General features: G+C 71.3%; 11 protein-coding genes. 1 reads left to right on the top strand and 10 read right to left on the bottom strand.

Annotated features, from left to right (window positions below; genetic code table 11):
• Positions 1 to 39: 39 nt before the first annotated feature.
• The 6 genes from ACGF4F_RS34745 to ACGF4F_RS34770 all read right to left on the bottom strand — a co-directional run bounded on the left by ACGF4F_RS34745 (position 40) and on the right by ACGF4F_RS34770 (position 7,295).
• Positions 40 to 1,857, bottom strand: coding sequence for a zinc ribbon domain-containing protein (locus ACGF4F_RS34745; RefSeq protein WP_393084426.1), 1,818 nt, complete (start codon positions 1,855 to 1,857; stop codon positions 40 to 42).
• A 447-nt stretch (positions 1,858 to 2,304) separates the two neighbouring features.
• A complete protein-coding gene (locus ACGF4F_RS34750; protein ID WP_357445096.1) occupies positions 2,305 to 2,871 on the bottom strand; it encodes a dihydrofolate reductase family protein in 567 nt (188 codons plus the stop codon).
• Between the two features lie 247 nt (positions 2,872 to 3,118).
• Positions 3,119 to 3,709: a hypothetical protein gene (locus ACGF4F_RS34755; RefSeq protein ID WP_393084429.1), complete on the bottom strand. Its 591-nt coding sequence runs from the start codon at positions 3,707 to 3,709 to the stop codon at positions 3,119 to 3,121.
• Positions 3,710 to 4,594: 885 nt separating this feature from the next.
• Entirely contained in the window at positions 4,595 to 5,443 is an 849-nt protein-coding gene (locus ACGF4F_RS34760; RefSeq protein ID WP_393084432.1) for a hypothetical protein, read from the bottom strand.
• Positions 5,444 to 5,676: 233 nt separating this feature from the next.
• Positions 5,677 to 6,780 carry a DUF3626 domain-containing protein gene (locus ACGF4F_RS34765; protein WP_357445091.1) on the bottom strand — a complete coding sequence of 368 codons (1,104 nt, stop codon included), beginning with the start codon at positions 6,778 to 6,780 and terminating at the stop codon, positions 5,677 to 5,679.
• A gap of 50 nt (positions 6,781 to 6,830) precedes the next feature.
• A complete protein-coding gene (locus ACGF4F_RS34770) occupies positions 6,831 to 7,295 on the bottom strand; it encodes a VOC family protein (RefSeq protein ID WP_357445088.1) in 465 nt (154 codons plus the stop codon).
• Positions 7,296 to 8,488: 1,193 nt separating this feature from the next.
• Between ACGF4F_RS34770 and ACGF4F_RS34775 the strand changes: the two genes are divergently transcribed.
• Positions 8,489 to 9,229 (top strand): helix-turn-helix domain-containing protein, encoded by a 741-nt coding sequence (locus tag ACGF4F_RS34775; RefSeq protein ID WP_393084436.1) that lies wholly within the window; start codon positions 8,489 to 8,491, stop codon positions 9,227 to 9,229.
• A 57-nt stretch (positions 9,230 to 9,286) separates the two neighbouring features.
• On the opposite strand, the gene ACGF4F_RS34780 is transcribed toward ACGF4F_RS34775, so the two are convergent.
• From ACGF4F_RS34780 to ACGF4F_RS34795, 4 genes are read right to left on the bottom strand one after another with little or no spacing between them, the layout of a single operon-like run.
• A complete protein-coding gene (locus ACGF4F_RS34780) occupies positions 9,287 to 10,651 on the bottom strand; it encodes a cytochrome P450 (RefSeq protein ID WP_357445082.1) in 1,365 nt (454 codons plus the stop codon).
• On the bottom strand, positions 10,648 to 11,184 hold the full coding sequence (locus ACGF4F_RS34785) for a flavin reductase family protein (protein WP_357445079.1): 537 nt from the start codon (positions 11,182 to 11,184) through the stop codon (positions 10,648 to 10,650). The genes ACGF4F_RS34780 and ACGF4F_RS34785 overlap by 4 nt, the downstream gene beginning before the upstream one ends.
• Positions 11,185 to 11,214: 30 nt before the next feature.
• The gene (locus ACGF4F_RS34790) at positions 11,215 to 11,655 is read right to left on the bottom strand and encodes an acyl-CoA thioesterase (RefSeq protein ID WP_357445075.1); all 441 of its coding nucleotides are present in this window, start codon (positions 11,653 to 11,655) and stop codon (positions 11,215 to 11,217) included.
• Positions 11,652 to 17,429, bottom strand: coding sequence for an SDR family NAD(P)-dependent oxidoreductase (locus ACGF4F_RS34795; RefSeq protein WP_393084441.1), 5,778 nt, complete (start codon positions 17,427 to 17,429; stop codon positions 11,652 to 11,654). Before ACGF4F_RS34795 ends, ACGF4F_RS34790 begins: the two co-directional genes overlap by 4 nt.
• Positions 17,430 to 17,449 lie beyond the last annotated feature (20 nt).

The raw sequence follows: 17,449 nt of genomic DNA on the forward strand, positions 1-17,449 counted from the left end.
TATCTGGTTGCATTTTGCAACCGCTATCAGCGTCCCTGATCAGCTTAGCGATCCTGAGTCGGATGGGGTTTCCGGGATCGTTTCCCACCGCGGTGGAGATGCATGGACGTGGAGATGGAATCCCGCGCCCAGTGCGGCTCCTCGTGGCCGGTGGCCAGCGGTGGGTGTGCTGATCGTGTTCACGCCCTGGTGTCGGTGGGCTGCGCGGGGCAGCTTCCGGTCCGTTGGTGCGTGTCCCTCCGGACGCTTGCCCGCCTGACCGTGAGGTCTGGTGGGGGAGGGTGCCCCGCGTCGCCTGGGCGCGGGGCGTGTTGGCTTGCGCCGGGTGGGGCCGGTCTTCGACCGGTCCCTCCGACTGGTCTTGGAGGTGCTGGGGGTGACAACGGCTGCGGCTTCGAGCCCGTCGACGACCGAGCGGATCACCATCGCGCCGCTGGTCTTCTCGGTGACGGTCTTGCCCTGGTGGGTGAGGCCGCGGGCGGCGATACGCCGCCAGGCGCCGTGGTCGCGGTCGCCCTGCCAGCGGCAGGACTGGTTGGGGCAGATGGCCCACTTCCATCCCGGTGTGGTGGGCCGGTCGGGGGCTTTACGGTGCTGTAGCGGGGTCAAACATTGCGGGCAGTGCTTGGAGGTGTTCCGGGCGGGGACGGTGACCACGGCGATACCGTGCTCGGCGGCGAGGTGCCGCATCCGGTCGCTGATCTTTCCGCGGACCTGCTGGGACAGGCGCGTGTTCAGGCTGTGCCCCATGCCCCGCGCTTCCATCGACCGCAGGTCTTCCAGATAGATCACCGTCGCCCGGGCGGCGATCGCCTGGTCGACGGTCCAGCGGGCGGCAGCCCACGCAAGCGCATCGTTCAAGTTCGAACGGCGGGCGGACACGTGGCGGATCTCGTCCCGGATCACCGCATGCTTGCCGACAAGGTGATGCCGCTCGTCACCGCCGATGAGCCGCTGGTACTGGTCGGCCTTGGCATGCAGCCCCTCACTGTGACGGCGCAGCCGGTGCTGCTTGGCCAGGACCCCAGCGGCCCGGAACTGTCCACCCGCCCCCAACGCCGTGATCCGCCCGTCCTTTCCCAGTCGTAGGGCACCGGCGCTGAGGAGGGTGTTGAGGCCCCAATCCACACCGACCGCCACCGTGTGGCCGGTGCGCGCGGCTTTCGGCACGGCATGGGTGTATGCCATGTCGGCACGCACCTTGCCGTCGGTGAGGCGGAGGGTGGGCAGGTGCAGCACCGCCGAGGCGGGAACCGTGGACGGCAACCGGATCGGACACGCCACCCACGTCCAGTCCCGATACGTCCGCGGATCCGGACGTGACGGCAGTTGCAAGCGCAGCAGCGCCCTGCCCGGGTCGGTGTCGCTACGCTCGATGATGGCCTGCTGCCGATCACACGCGGCCAACAGCAACATCCGCGGAATCCTCGGAACCCCTTCGAGTTCGAACACATCCACCGGCAGCCGACCGTTGACCTTGACGAACGTGACGACCTGCCGGATACGGCCCTTGATAACGCTGGACGGCAGATACTCGCCGCCGGGGATCGAGGCCCGAACCTGATCCCACTCGCCGGGAGTGCGCTTGCGCGGATCAGCCGGCCACGCCGCCAGGACCCCGCCGGTCACCTCGGCACGCCACGCCGCCGAACGCAGAACACGCCCCGCCTGCTCCTGCACCATCCGCACGACCCGATCATTGACCCTCACACCCCCAGGCGGAGCGACCATCCACCCCAGACGCCGCAACGCCATCCACGCCTGCGACGGCAACCTCCGCCCACCCGCATCCACCCCGCCAGCCAACACCCCCACATCCACGCTATTCCAACGCTCACCGACCAGCGCGGCCACCATGCCCGCCACCAGATCAGCACACCAACCGACCCGCTGCGCCAACACCGCCCGAGACAGCACCTCACCGGTTGCCTCATCCACACCGGTACGCAGCACAGCACGGGCACACGCAGTCCGGGCCATCTCGCCTTCGCCCAGCCGCAGCTTCCCGCTCACCGGCTCAACGACCCACCATCGATCGCGCAGAACCGACCCTCACGGCCGACCCACGCCACCGGAATCCTCCCCGAACCAGCCCAACCACCAAACGTCACGGGTGAACACCGACAGACGCGCCGTAGTCTGTGAGAGTCGAAGAAGGTCCACACGACCAATCTATGATCACTGACGATTCATAATCAAATTGGTCAGCCTAGTGGCTCAGCATGAAACGTTGGCCTGGTAGTCGGAACGGCAGCCAGCAGGGCGAAGGCGGCCGCGGTCAGCGTGTACGCCCGGGGTGTCATGTCAGGCGACGTCCTGGATGCCGTAGCGCAGGTAGACCACGCCGTTCTTGAAGACGCGGTGGTCGAGCAGGTCGAGATCGGCCGGCACGTCGCCGGGGAAGAAGCGGTGCCCGCCGCCGGCGACCGCCGGGCCGACGATCAGCTGGTACTCGTCGACCAGCCCGGCCCGGATCGCGTGCGCCGCCAGGGTGGGGCCGTCCACGGTCAGGTCGCGGTCGGACTCCGCCTTGAGCCGGCGCACCGCCTCCGGGTCGAACGTGCGCTCCAGCCGCGTCCGTCCAGTGGTGACACCGTCCAGCGTGGTGGAGTAGACGACCTTGTCGGCGGCCTGCCACACCCGCGCGTAATCGAGGATGTACGGCGGCTGGTCCGGCAACGTGTGCGCGGTCTCCCAGTAGACCATCGTCTCGTACATCCGCCGCCCGTACAGGTAGGTCCCGACGCCCTCGGAGATCGAGTTGATGAACTCGTGCGACTCCGCCTCGGGCGCGCCCCAGCCGAAGTTGCCGTCGCGGTCGCTCACGTACCCGTCCACCGACGTGATCATCGAGTAGATCAGCTTGCCCATCGCGCACCTCCGCCGCGAGACCCACCCGGTTGCGAAATGCAACCGGTCGGGTCACTGTAGAGCAGCGCTCAGCCGGTCGCGCAGGACATGCCGCCCAGCGTGAGTCGGCCGGCGCGGTGTTGGCGCCGCCGCAGGTGGCCTGAAAAGCCGAACTCAGAGACACTGCTGGCCGGCACCCGTCTTGGGGTGCCGGCCAGCGGCGTGTTCACGTTCTTTCGGTTGTCAGCTGTGGTGCTCGGCTGTGGTGTCAGCTGTTCCAGTGCTGGGCGACGAGGTCGGCGGCCTGCTGTTCCCACTGGGCGTAGGCGTCCGGGTAGGCCGACACCTGCACGGTCTGGGCGGCCTTGGTCAGCGGCATGTCCTGCCAGCCGTCGATCTGCTTCAGACCCTTCTCGAACGCCAGGGTCGCGTACTCCGGGTTGGTGATCTGCTCCGGCGTACCCCAACCCGAGCTCGGGCGCTGCTGGAACAGGCCCAGCGAGTCGTGGTCATTGGCGTCGCCGAGGTGGCCCAGGTTCTCCAGCTTCGACTCCTGCAGACTCGTGGCGATCGAGATCACCGCAGCCCGCTCCGGCAGCCCCGCCTTCTTCGTCGCGGCGATGATCGCCTTCGCGTTCGCGGTCTGCTCGTCGTTCAGGGTGATCTTCGACTGGGCGCCCTGCACACCATGCGGCACCAGCTTGCCCATGTCCGGCTTGTCGGCCTGCACCGCCGCCACCGGCTTCCCAACAGCGATGGCCGGGGCATCGGCGTGAGCAGCGATCGGACCGGCGAACACACCACCGGTGAAAGCCAGACCAGCAACACCAAGAACACTCTTACGCAGCATCGAGTTCATGACCAAAGCTCCATTCGGGGGATTGGCGCACACACCGATGGGGGTCGGCTACATGTGCGCAAGCACCGTCAGGCGCTCAAACAAGAGGGGGAAAAGTCTGTCGACCAGCGGCTCGCGGGGCGAGGGGGGTTCGCCTCCTGCGCGGCGCCGGGACCATGTACAACGACCGGCGGCCCGCCAACATTCCGGGCCCGACCACCCCACCACACGAGGGGCGGCTTCCTCGATCGCGAGTCATCTGCAACGACCGGCGGACCACCAACATTCCGACCCGGGCCCACCCGAGCGACCCCGGCTCGCGGGGCGCCTTCCTCGGCCGTGCACCCGTGTTCAACGACCCCCGGCCGCCAGAGATTCCAGGCAGACGATGCCGGCCGTCACCCGCAAACCGGACATCGCCGAGCACAACGCCCGGGCGGGCGGCCGGCAACCCCCGTAGATCCATTCCAGGTGCCGCACCAGGCGGTACCCAGCACCCGCCACACCACCACATACCGCACGCGGAGTCGATCACCGCTTCGGCGCAGCAAACGAGGCAGCACTTTCGGGGAAAGTGGGCCGCTCAGAGCGCCGCAAGGCCCCCACTTTCCGCGACAGCGCGCCCTGAGGCGGCAAAGGGGCGGACCGAGGACACGCCAGCCAGGACCAGCCAAAGGGGAGCTTGCCCGGACAATCCGGGCGACGAGCGGGCACGACGTACACCGGACGCGAACCACGCAGGCCACAAATCCGGACGGCGCCGGACCACGACGCGAGGTTCGCGCAGTGATCAACCCTGACCGCCCGGAGCCGGGCACGGCGGGCCGCACCCGAACCGCGACCAAGGACAGCGCAGACGAAACCGGCCGGCCCAGAAGGGCCGACCGGTTCGCGAGGTGCGGGAGGTCACCAGACCTGCTGGACGATGTCCGCCGCCTGCTCCTCCCACTGCGCGTACGCGTACGGGAAGGCGGACACCTGCACGGTCTGCGCGGCGGCGGTCAGCGGCAGGTCCTGCCAGTCGCCGACGTTCTTCAGCGCACCGAAGAATGCCTTGGACGCGTAGTCGGGGTCGGTGATCTGTTCGGGCGTACCCCAACCGGACGACGGGCGCTGCTGGAACAGGCCCTCCGAGTCGTGGTCGTTGTACGTGCCGAGGTGGCCGAGGTTGTACAGCTTCGACTCCTGGAGGGAGGTCGCGACGCCGATTACGGCGCCCCGCTCCCCCACGCCGGTCTCCTTGGCCGCCTTGACGATGGCCTTGGCGTTGGAGACCTGCTCGTCGTTGAGCGGGATGCGCGACTGGGCGCCCTCGACGCCGTGCGGGATGAGTTCATCCCGGCTGGGCCGGTCGGCCTTGGTGGGAACCTTGTCGCTGGCGGTGGTGAGACCGGACTCGACCGTGGCGGTCTTGTTGCCGGTGGCCAGGTCGATGGCGGCGACGGCGCCGGCGTGCGGGCCGGTGGTGACCGGCGCGGCGAAGGCGCTGGGGCCGATGGCCAGCCCGCCCAGGACGGCCACACCGGCGATGCTCAGCGCGGCCTTGCGGCGCGGGTTCTTGGCGATGTCGGGAAGCGATCGGGCGACGAGCTCGGCCTTGTCCTGCGCGGTCTTCGCGAGGGCGGGCAGCCGGCGGGCAACGAGCTCGTCCTGCGCGGTCTTCGCGAGGCCGGGGAGGCGGCGGGCGACGAGTTCGGCCTTGTCTTGCGCGGTTTTGGCGATGGCGGGGAGCCATCGAGTGAAGTGCTGCTTCACGATGGTTGCCCTTTCGATCGTTACGACGCGCTCCGGGGTGAGCGAGCCTCGGGGGAAGTACTGACCGGTACGGGTTTACGTTCCGGCCGTACGGGGGACACAACCAGGTTGACGTGTCCGTCATTCCGGATATGCCGGAGTGGTCCCTGGCTGCGGTCCAGGTCACATGGGGTGCGGGACGGGCCGACCGAGTCGTACCGGAACGGGACGAAGACCCCAAGGGCCGACAGCGCTCAGGCTGCCGTCGGGTTACCGAACCGGACGAGGACGTGCCAGAGCTGCTTGAGGTGCTGGAGGGTGACCTCGATCGGCCCCCGGTCGCCCCAACGGTCCGGTTCCCGCAGCACCGAGGCGGCGGCCCGGCCGATCAGGGCGGCGTCGACAGGCTCCCCCGGGCGGGCGAACTCGGCGTGCACCCGCGCGGCCAGCGGCGGGATCGCGGGACCCCGGAATTCGGCGTCGATGCCGTCAACTGGCAGCTCGAAGCCGGCGTGCCAGCGCAGCGGAAAGCCGTGCCGCCGAGCGATGCCGGCGAGGATCCGCTCCACCTCGGTGCCCCGGAACGACGGGTCGACCACCAGGGCCTCGACGTCGCGGGCCAGACTCAGCTCCCCGTGGATCTGGGCCTCGATGTAGTCGTCCAGGGCACGCCCGGCCACGCCGGACTGCCGCGCCCGGCGGCGCAGCAGCGCACGCAGCAGGGTGCTGGTGTCCATGCCGGCCACGCCGAGGCAGACGCCGGTACCGGCAGTGGCCGACAGCAGCGCGGCGAGCACCGGCTCGAAGATGTCGAGCGTGCCGAAGTCCGTTGGCTGCGTGTGGCTGTCACCGAAGCTGAAGGTGGCTCTGGCCAGGGCCTCCGGGCGCAGCCGCAGGTGGCAGGAGCCGAACCGGGGGCAGGCGCCGTCGGCGTGGTCCAGCAGGTTCAGGCCGCCGTACTTCGGGCGTTCCGCGGGGAGCACACCGGGCCGCTGGTACGCCCCGCCGAAGAGCGTCTCCTCCCAGCGGTCCCGGTCCCCGCCGGGGAACGCGGTGAGACCGCCGTTGGAGATGCCGGTTTCGAACTGGCTGCGGTAAACGCCCTCCTGGTCGAGCGCCTCGGCCACCGCGCGGCCGTCGGGCAGCAGCCGGTCCGGGTGGAAGTTCAGCGTCAACCGCCCGCGTGCGGCCACCGCCGCGATGACGTCCTCGGTCCGGTACGGCGGGTCCGCGCTGGCGAGTTGTCGGGCGATGGCGCCCAGCGCCGCAGGTCGGTCCCGCAGCGCCACCTCGCGGACGTACCGCAGGGCGGCGGTCTGCGCCGGGGTGAGCACGGGTGTGGTGGCGGGATCGGGCACGGCCGCGATTATGGCGACTGGAAACGCCGACCGCAGGCGGATTTCGTCCGTCAGGCGTCGGTGCCGAACCCGTCCCGGGTGCTGCGTTCCTCCGAGTCGAGCAGTTCCTGGAAGACGGTGAGGTGCAGGCCGGCGGGTCCGTCGAGGCGGGCGTTGAGCGACTGCCACGGGGTGACCGTCGGCGGGGCGACCTCCGTGGCGCCGGCGGCGACCAGGCGCTCGGTCACCGCGCGGCTGTCGTCCACTTCGAACGCCACCCGTAGCCGGGGCGCGACCTGCCTACCGACCTCCACCTCGTCGATCATCCGCTTCTGCGCGGGGTTGGCCAGCTCCAGGGTCGCCCGGCCGGCTTCCAGGATCACCACCCGGGCACCGTCACCGCCCGAGTACGCCGCCTGCTCGGGCAGGCCCAAGGCGTCCCGGAAGAACGCGACCGCGGCGTCGTAGTCGTCGGCCTCGACGACGAGGCGCAACTGGCGGACGGTCGGTGGTCGGTCGTTTCCCGCTGCGGTCACGGCAGCCGATCATAGTCGTCACGTCCGGACGCGCTCCGCCCAGCGCCGACAGGGCCAACCGCTAGACCATGCCGTCGAATTCGGCGTCGACCCGCGGCCTCGGTCGACCGGTGGCGGGTCCGACGGGGTCCGGACGAGGCCCTCCGTTGGCGGGGCTTCTTCAAAGTTGCTCAAACGCGCCGGACTCGCTACAGGCCGTAACCTTTGGTCGCCATTGGCGTTAACACGCTCGGCGAGATGCCGGTGTCGAACAGCGTGCCGACGTCGCCGCATCTCACACCCACCGAGCCCCCCGCGGCTCGACCCGCCGCCGTCTCCCCCGTTCGGCCATCGCCAGCCCCGCACCGACAGCGCCACCTCGCTGGGCTCCGGCGGCAGCTCGATGACCTGGCTGGCGGGGACGCCGGCGCGCCGCTGGTCGGCGGCCTCCGGCCGAGGTGGACGCCGACGCCCAGCACTCGGTTTCGTTCGGCAACCGACGTGGTTGACCGGACCCGGGGACGACGACAGTCCGCGTCGGGGGCCGCCGCTTCGACCGCGGCGAACCCCTCTCCCGCCGGACGCCCGCCGCAACCGGACCATCACGGCGCGGGCGCCGAAATGGCTCGCGATGCGACAACCGGCCTCGCCGCATGGCGCCTGATTACGCGCAGTGCAGCCGCCCGACGCTTGATGGTTGCTATCGACAACTCACCGCAGTTGCCGGGTTTTCAGGAAGGACATCGAAGTCGGACTATTCGATATAGCAAAGGTTGTGACAAGTTTGCGACAGCGCTCAGCCTCGCACTCCAAGCGTCTTCAGCAACCATTAAGGACACTTCAACGACCTGTTGCCGGATGAAGAATAGGAACCGTGAATCATCATTTTCACGGCCAGGCGGCCATGTCGTTGCGCTGCGTCACCCTTGCACTCCACCTCGATCGTCACTCACTGTAGTCGCGTCATCGCCGTAGATGTTGCACGCCCCAGCAGGCCCCCGCTAGCATCATCTCGGCACGGACAGTGGTGAACGCCAATTGCTCACGCCCATCTGATACGAGCGGACAGGGCGGCCTGCGATGGGGACGAGTCAGCCGTCTCCGCCATTCAGAATGGGAGCGCATTGCACCGAGAGCCACTGTCTAGCCGTTTTGGCAAGGGGGAGGCTTTGAAGGATCCGAGCGTGAGGGCTGCCGAACGAGTCATTGAATACATGCAAGAGAATCTTGCAGATCAATTGACTGTTGACGACATGGCGAAGACGGCCCTGTTCAGCAAGTTCCACTTTACCCGTATCTTCCAACGAGCCACCGGAGTCTCACCGGGGCGGTTCCTCTCCGCCCTGCGACTGCAGCAGGCCAAACGCCTGTTGAGGTCCACCTCGCTCAGCGTCGCGGACGTCAGCCTGCGAGTCGGCTACTCCAGCGTCGGGACGTTCAGCTCGCGGTTCACCCGCAGCGTCGGATTGTCACCCACCACATTCCGGCGCCTGGGGGGATTCACCACCCACGTCCCCATCGCCGACGGGCACGCGGTCGCCGACCGGCCGGGAGGGACGGTACGCGGGCGAATCACCGGAGCTCCGGGGATGCCCGCGAACCGGGTCTTCGTGGGGATGTTCCCGCAGCGAATTCCCGAGGGCCGGCCCGTGCAGTGCCGCATTCTCGACACCCCGGGACAGTTCACTCTCGACCCGGTACCCGCCGGGGCGTGGCACCTGCTGGCCCACTCGGTCGGACCGCATGAGGAGAAGGTGCCGGCGGCGGACGCCACCTGGGTCGGCAGCATCGGGCCCCTGCTGATCACCCGGCACAGATCCCTGGAGGTGGACCTCTCGCTCCAGCCCATGCGGATCGTCGACCCGCCCGTACTGCTCGCGTTGCTGGACGCCCGGCAATCGGCGCTGCGGCGGGAGCGGGCGCGACGGCGGACGATCGGCGCGCGCCACGGCTAACTGCGGCCGTGACACGGCCCCCGCACCGATGTCGGTGCGGGGGCGTCGGTCGCCGCCTCAGCGGACCGGATGGACGTGCATTGGCAGGCCACCCCGGACCCGCAATGACAGCATCGGCTCGGGTACGGCCCGGTAACCGGGCACCTTGGTCAGCCGCAGTTCGCGGGAGATCAGGGCCAGCACGAAGACCGCCTCGAGCATGCCCAGGTGGTTGCCCACGCAGAACCGGGGGCCGGCGCCGAACGGGAGGTAGGCATAGCGCGGTCGGTCGGGCCGGTGCGCCGGGTCGAACCGGCCCGGGTCGAACCGCTCGGGTTGCGCCCAGAAGGCCGGGTGCCGGTGCAACGTGTAGGGGCAGATCAGCACGTCCGCACCGGCCCGTACGTCGTAGCCGGCCACCGTGTCCGGGCCCTGCGCCTTGCGGGACAGCATCCACACCGGCGGGAAGAGGCGCATCACCTCCTCCACCACCATGGTGGTGTAGCGCAACCGGTGCAGGTCCTCGTATGTCGGCAGGCGGTCGCCCAGGACCTCGACCGCCTCGGCGTGCAGCCCCTCCCGCACCTCGGGGTGCTCGTCGACCAGGTGCAGCGACCAGCCCAGTGTGCTGGCCGTCGTCTCGTGCCCGGCCAGCAGCAACGTGATCAGTTCGTCCCGCATCCGCTGCCGGCCGACCCGGGGGTCGCGCTCCTCCCGGGTGGACTGGATGAGCCGGGACAGGGCGTCGTCGCCGGCGACGCTCTCCCCGTCCCGGGCGATCCGGTCGGCCACCAGCCGGTCCACCACCCGTTGCAGGTTGCGCCGCGCCCGCCGGAACCGCACCTGCTTGGGCAGCGGCACCCACATCGGTACGGCGCTCATCGTGGCCAACTCGAACATCGCCTGGTCCTGCATCGCCTCGAACGACCGGCCGACCGAGTGGTAGGCGCTCAGGTCGGTGTCGAGCAGGGTACGACCGAGCACGCCGAGCGTCAGGTCGGTCAGTCCTTCGATCACGTCCACCGGCTGTGCGGGCGCGGTGGCCCGTAGCCGGTCCACGAACCGGGCCCCCTCCTCGGCGACCACCCCGGCCTGCTGCGCGATCCGCTTGGCCTGGAAGACCGGCTGGATCGCCCGCCGCTGCTTGCGCCACAGCTCGCCCTCGCTGGTCAGCAGCCCGTCGCCGAGCGCCCGTCGGGCGTGCACCAGGCCGATGCCCTTGTGGTAGTTCCGGCTGTTGTCGGCCAGCACGTGCTTGGCGTGGTCCGGATGGTTGAAGAAGTAGAACGGCTTCGGCTCGGGGGCGAGTCGCACGGCGTCGCCGAACGTACGGGCCGCCGAGGTCATCAGCCCCAGCCGGTCGAAGCCGAACTTCCACAGTGTCGGCAGCAGGGCGACGCCGGAGGGGCCCGGCGGCACGGCCCGGCTCCTGGTGACGGTCACCGCCCCACCTCGCTGTGTTCCGCGCCGACCTGACGGAACCGGCCGCGGAGGAAGAGCACCGGTTCCTCCTCCCGCTGCCGTTCCACCGACAGCAGCCGACCGATGAAGATGGTGTGGTCGCCGCCGTCGTACGCCTGCCACAGCGTGCACTCGAAACGGGCCAGGGCGCCCTCGATCAGCGGCGCCCCGGTCGCCCGGCCGGGCACCCAGTCGACAGCGTCGAACTGGGCCCGGCCGAGCGGCCGCCACTTGTCGGCGAAGTGGCGGGCGACCTTCTCCTGGTCGGCGGCCAGCACCGACACCCCGAACGTGCCGGCGGCCTGCAGGGCCTCGTGCATGACCGCCCGCCGCTCCACGCAGACCAGCACCAGGGGCGGGTCCAGGGAGACCGACGTGAACGAGTTGGCGGTCATGCCGTGCGGAGCCGGGCCGCCCACGGTCACCACGGTGACCCCGGTGGCGAAGGTGCCGAAGGCTCCCCGTAGCTGTTTGGTATCGGTGACCTGCCCGGACGGTTGGTGGTCGACGCTCACGTTGGTCCCCTCCTCGCGGTCCCTGTCGGGTCAGGCCCGGGCCAGGGCCCGGTACGGTTCCAGCGCCCGGATCAGCGGCTCGGGCACCCGGGTGGGCACGGTGCGGGTGTTCGGCCCGCGCATGCACGCCACCCGTTGCCGTCCCCGGGCGATCAGGGTCTCGCCGCCGCCCGGGTCCAGGCGTACGTAGTCGAAGCTGAACTCGACCTGCGTCTGCGCCAGGTCCACCAGCCGCATCCGAATCGACAGTTCGTCGAACGCGGTGATCTCGGCGAAGAACTCGCAGTCGACCTTCAGGGTGAACAGCTTGAGGTCGCCCTGCAGATCGGCCAGCACCTCGGGGGCGTTGCGCTTGAGGAACATCTCCCGGCACCGTCCCTGCCAGCGCAGGTAGTTCACGTAGTAGACGTTGCCGACGATGTTGGTCTCCTCGAATCCCACGACGTGCGGGTACTCGAAGTAGTCGCTCACCGCTGCTCCCCCTTGCCGGTCAGGATCGCGAAGACCACCGGCTCGGCGCGGTCGCGCAGCCGGGTCAACAGGGTCGCCACCGCCACGGTGCCGGCGGTGAGCACCACCCAGCCGTCCCGCTTCGGCGGGGTCAGGGTCAACGGGGCGCCCGGCAGGCCCGCCTTCTGCAGGCACTCGACGGCGGTCCAGACCCGGCTCGCGGCGGCGTCGACGCTCTCGCCGGCCTCCCGGGCGATCAGCTCCACCAGGTCGTCGTACGAGCCGAGCAGATCCCGCCAGTCCTGCCGGTCCCGCGGCTGGACCTCCTCCACGTCGCAGGCCAGCGGCCCGGCTCCGGCCACCGCGAGCGTCACGCCGGCGCCGTGCGCGGCGGAGACGGCCCGGTCACCGTCGATCTCGGGTGCCCCGTCCGGCCGGTACCGCACCTGGACCGGGGCGCCGACTGCCCGGCCGACGGCCACCGCGGTGCGGGCCCGCCGCCCGGCCACCCCGTCGGCCTCCGTCGGACCGTCCGGCTCCACCGCGACCGCCACCGCGGCGCCGACCAGGTCGCCGAGGGTGCGTTCCAGGTAGGAGCCGAGCAGCGGCGCCACCCAGGGACCAGCCCCGCCCTTCTTGCGTACGGCGTGCAGGCGCAGGCCGGCCCAGCGTTCGACCACCTCGCCGCTGTCGTCGCGGACGGCGATGTCGTAGACGTAGGTGTCGCCGTCCCGGCTGCGCTCGGTGGCGCAGTAGCGCAGTTCCCGGTTCGCGGCGAGCTTGGGACCGCCGGGGTGGATCCGTTCGATGCCCGCCGGGAGCAGCGTCCCGTCGGGCACGCAGACCTGGTTGCCGTGCATCAACGCGTCCCGCATGCCGGGGTCGCCGAGCAGCAGGTCGCCGGGGAGGAACCCGGCGAACCAGTCGGTCCCGCCGACCACGGCCACGTCCACGTCGACGTGCCGGGCCGCCGCCCGGTGGTAGCGGCGCAGCCGCTGGAACCGGCCGCCCTGGAACAGTGTGTCGCCGTAGAGGTCACGCTGCGGGTCGAGCGGCACCTCCGGCAGCCCCGCGCCGACCTGGTCGGGCGGCCCGGCCGGCGTTGGATCGGTGGAGAAGACCAGCCGGGCCCGGAAGTGCTCGGCGGCGAAGCCGGTTTCCGCGCTGCGGATGGCCACCTCCACGGTGTCGTCGTCGGTGGCCACCGCGGCGATCCGGATCGTGGTGGCACCGTCCGGCGGCACGACGATCGGCCGGCTGAACTCGGCCTGCTCGATGCGGGGCACGGTGCGGCGGCCGGTGAGGGCGGTGCCCACCTGGGCCATCGCCTCCATCCCGAACACCGCCGGGAAGAGCAGGTTGCCGTCCAGCAGGTGGTCGGCGAGGTAGAGGTCGGATCCGGCGCTGAGCGTGGTCTCGCAGACCAGCTCCACCCCGTGGTAGTTGACCAGGGGCTTGTCGACGAACCGGAGCAGCGGCAGCTCGGGCCGGTCGTACCGGACCGTGTCGATGCCCTGGGTCCGCCCGCTGACCACCACCACCGGCGGCACGTCCGGGTCGGCGACCAGGCGCCGCATCAGCGCCACGCCCTGCTCGGGTGAGATCGGGGTGACGCCCTCGCGGGCCAGGTTCTCCACCACGGACAGCCGCTCCCCCATGCCCACGCCCGACCAGACCGACCACTCCAGGCAGAGGGCGCGGCACCGCGGGTGCCGGCGGCCGAAGTCGGTGGTCAGGCCGGCCAGCCACTCGTTGGCGGTGGCGTAGTGCGCCTCGCCGCGCAGGCCGGCGCGGCCGATGATGCTGCCGAAGGTGACCAGCAGGCGCAGCCGGTCCGGGTCGACCGCGTCGAGCACGGCCCGCAGCCCGCCGACCTTCGGCGCGAACGTACGCCGTACCGCCGCCATGTCGACGCCGGTCAGCGCGGCCGGCTCGTTGCGGCCGGCGCCGTGCAGCACCGCGGTGACCGGTCCGAGCGCCCCGGTCACCTCGGCCACGGCCCGGCGGACCTGCTCGGCGTCGGTGACGTCGGCGCGGGCGTAGTGGACGGTGACCCCGCTGTCGGCCATCCGGCGCAGGTTGGTCGCCAACTCGTCGTCCTCGGCCGGGTCCGACCGGCCCAGCACGGCCAGCCGCGCCCCGGCGTCGGCGGCCAGCGCGAGCGCACACTCCGCCGTGATGCCCTTGCCTCCGCCGGTGACCAGCAGCACGTCGTCGGCGCCCAGCGGCTGTTCGGTCCGCCCGGCCCGCACCGGCAGGGCACGCAGGACGGGCACCCGGCGTACGCCGGTCTCGTCGTAGTGGACCTCGGCGTAGTCCGCCGTCGCGGCGACCTCGTCGAGCACCCGGTCGACCATCTCGCCGGCCTGCGGAGCGTCCACGACCGTCACCCGCAGCTGGGGCGCCTCCAGCCGCAGCGTCCGGGCCAACCCGGCCGCTCCGGCCCCGTGCTGCAGCAGGACGAACCGGGTGTCCGGGCCGGCCGCCAGCGCGGCGCGGGCGCCGAGCAGCGCCAGCTCCAGCTGCTCCTCGGCACAGTCGGGCGGCAGGCAGACCAGTACGCCCGAGCCGACCCCACGCTGCTGCAACGCCTGGCGCAGCCGCGCCGCGAGCGGGTGGTCGTCGGGGGCGAACACCTGCCAGCGCCCGTCGCTCTCCTCGGCGCGCACCGCCGGCAGCGCCGCCACGTCCAGGTCGACGCGGAACGCCCTCGCCCAGGGCGCCGCGCCGGTCACCACCGGCGCGGCGCCGGTCTCGCCGGGCCGGGCGGTCGCCGCCAGCTCCTCCAGCGCCTCGGCCAGCTCGCGGACGGTGGCGGTGGCGAAGTTGGTCGGCGTGGCCGAGGCGGCGATCCCGCGCTGCTGGGCCGCCTGGTTGACCACCTGCCCCACGGTGATGGAGCTGAGGTGCAGGTCGTCGAGGAGCCGGCTGTCGTCGTGCACCATCTCGACCGGCAGCTCGGCCCGCTCGGCGGCGAGCCGGCGGAGCAGGTCCAGGCTGGACTCGCCCTCGCGGGCCGGCTCGACCACCCCGGTCGGCCGCGCCTCGGCGGGCCGGGCGGCCTGCCGGACGGTCACCTCGGGGGCCTGTTCGCAGGGGCTGCCGAAGAAGGTGAACGTCTGCCCCACCGCCAGCGGCCGCACCAGCCGGCCGTGGAACAGCCCGCTGTGCACGTCCGGCGCGCCCACGACGTACGCGGCCGCGACCACCCGCAGCAGCCCGCCGAGGGACTCGTCGTCGGTGTCCAGGGCCACCGCGGGAATCTCGGTCGTCGCGGCCGCCAGACCGGTGAGCACGTGCCCGGGCCCGACCTCCACGAACAGGTCGATGTCCTTGGCCGCCACCGTCACCGCCTGCCGGAACAGCACGGCGTCGGTGATCTGGCGGTGCAGCAGCGCCGGGATGTCGGTGTCGGGGCCGAGCACCTCACCGGTCACGGTGGAGACCACCGGGCGGCCGACCGGACCGAAGTCCTCGGCGGCGAGCCGCTCGGCGAAGGCCGCGGCGGCGGGGGCCACCAGCGGCGAGTGGAAGGCGTGCGACACGTTGAGCCGGGTCGCGCCGAGGCCCGCCTGGCGGGCCTCGGCGCAGAACTCCTCCACCGCCTGGACCGGGCCGGCCACCACGGTCTGCTCCGGGCCGTTGTAGCCGGCGACGACCAGTTCGGTGCCGTCGATCATCCGGGTCACCGTCTCGGCCGAGGCGGCGATGCCGGCCATGGTGCCGGAGGCGCTGTGCTCGGCCATGGTGCCGCCGCGTACGCCGGCGACCTGCAGCAGGGTCTCCGCGTCCATGGCGCCGGCCCAGTGCAGGGCGGAGAGCTCACCGAGGCTGTGCCCGACCGCCACGGCGGCCTCCAGCCCGAGGTCGGTGAGGGCGGTGAGACCGGCCATCGAGCCGGTGACGATCCGCGGCTGGGCGACCGCGGTGGCCACCATGTCACCCGAGGTGGGCAGGGCCGCCCGCCGGTACACCTCGTCGACCTCCGGGAACCGCCGGCGCAGGGCGCCGCCGCTGGTGCCCCGGCCGGAGCCCTGACCGGGGAAGAGGTAGCCGATCCGGGCGGTGCCGGTGGCGTGGTTGAGGAAGCAGCGCCCGTCCGGGGAGAAGAGCCGCGCCTCCCCGGCGTCCAGCGCGTCGGCGATCCGCTGGAGCTGCCGCTCGGCCTCCTCGGGCGAGGAGACGACCACGGCGGCCCGGTACGGCAGGTCGCGCAGCTCGCCGTGCAGGGTGGCGGCCAAATCGGCGAGCTGCGCGTACGACACGTGCGGCACGAACTCGAGCAGCTTGGCCACCCGCTCGCGCAGGTCCGCCACGGACAGCGCGTCCAGCAGCAGCAGCTCCGCGTCCTGGCGGGACGAGGCGAGGCTGCGGGTCCGGCTGTCCAGGCTGGAACGGCGGCGCGCCTGACGCTTCTCCAGCACCACGTGGGTGTTGATGCCGCCGAAGCCCATCGCCGTGATGCCGGCGCGGACCGGCACGTCGGTGGGCCAGCGCTCCGCCTTCGGCAGCACCCGCAGCGCCGCGTCGTCGCTGGTGAGCAGCTCGTGCGGGTCCGCGCAGCCGATCGCCGGCGGCAGCACCTCGTGGTGCACGGCCATGGCGGCCTTGATCAGCCCGGCGACGCCGGCCGCCGCCTTGGTGTGGCCGATCATGCCCTTGATGGAGCTGATCGCGGCCGGAGCGGCGGCGGAGTCGGCGGCCCGCCGGGCGGTGGACAGTGCCCGCAGCTCGGTGGCGTCGCCGACCGCGGTGCCGGTGCCGTGCCCCTCGAAGAGGCCGACCGTCTCGATGCCGAAGCCGGCCCGCTCGTACGCCCGGCGCAGCGCCAACTGGTAGCCGTTGACCTCCGGGCGGGTGATGCCGCCCTTGCCGTCGGAGGAGATGCCCCAACCGGCGATCGTGGCGTAGATCCGGTGCCCGGCCTCCAGCGCCTCCCGCTCGCGCATCAGGACGACCATGCCGCACCCCTCGCCGGGCCAGAACCCGTTGGAGTTGCGGTCGTACACCCGCATCTCGTTGCGGGCGAGCGCGCCGGTCTTGGCGAACCCGACGATCTCGAACGGGTCGATGGACAGGTCCACCCCACCGGCCACGGCGACGTCGACCTCGCCGTCGAGCAGCGTCTTGCAGGCGGTCGCCACGGACAGCAGGGAGGACGAGCAGGCGCCGTCCACGGTGTAGCCGCCGCCCTTGAGGTCGAAGTGGTTGCAGATCCGACCGGCGATGGTGTTGGAGAGGCCGCCGGCGAGGGTGTCCTCGTCGATCTCAGGGAACGGCGACTTGTAGCGGGTCTCGAAGTCGGCGAGGAACTCGGCGAGCTGGTCGTCGTTCCAGTCCTGCTCCTTGAGCGCGGCGGCGACCATCCGCCGGACGTACGGCCAGCGCAGCCGCAGCTGGTTGGCCCGGGAGAACTCACCGGTGAGGCTGTTGCCGACGATGACGCAGGTCCGGTCCCGGGGCAGGCCTTCGGCCATCGGGAAGCCCGCGTCGGCGAGGGCTGTGGCCGCGACGTCCAGCGCCAGCCAGTGGGTCAGGTCGGTCGAGCGGAACGTGCTGCCGGCTACCTTGTAGGCGACCCGGTCGAACTCGTAACCCTCGATCACCGCGGCGTTGCGGGCGTAGAACCGGTCCGGGGTGGCCGGGTCGGCGTCCCAGTAGTCGTCCAGCCGCATCCGCACGTCGGGCAGGCGGCGGAACGCCCGACGCCCGGCGATCGCGTTCTCCCACAGTTCCCTCGGTGAGGTGGCGTCCGGGTAGCGACACGCCATACCCACCATGGCGATCCTGCTCATGCCAGCACCTCGCTGCTGTA

This window comes from Micromonospora sp. NPDC047740 (genome assembly GCF_043204735.1).
Classification (GTDB): domain Bacteria; phylum Actinomycetota; class Actinomycetes; order Mycobacteriales; family Micromonosporaceae; genus Micromonospora.

Coding starts and splice junctions, on each gene's coding strand:
- ACGF4F_RS34745 (WP_393084426.1), bottom strand. CDS start 1,857: ATGGTGGCCGCGCTGGTCGGTGAGCGTTGGAATAGCGTGGATGTGGGG.
- ACGF4F_RS34750 (WP_357445096.1), bottom strand. CDS start 2,871: ATGGGCAAGCTGATCTACTCGATGATCACGTCGGTGGACGGGTACGTG.
- ACGF4F_RS34755 (WP_393084429.1), bottom strand. CDS start 3,709: ATGAACTCGATGCTGCGTAAGAGTGTTCTTGGTGTTGCTGGTCTGGCT.
- ACGF4F_RS34775 (WP_393084436.1), top strand. CDS start 8,489: ATGCAAGAGAATCTTGCAGATCAATTGACTGTTGACGACATGGCGAAG.
- ACGF4F_RS34795 (WP_393084441.1), bottom strand. CDS start 17,429: ATGAGCAGGATCGCCATGGTGGGTATGGCGTGTCGCTACCCGGACGCC.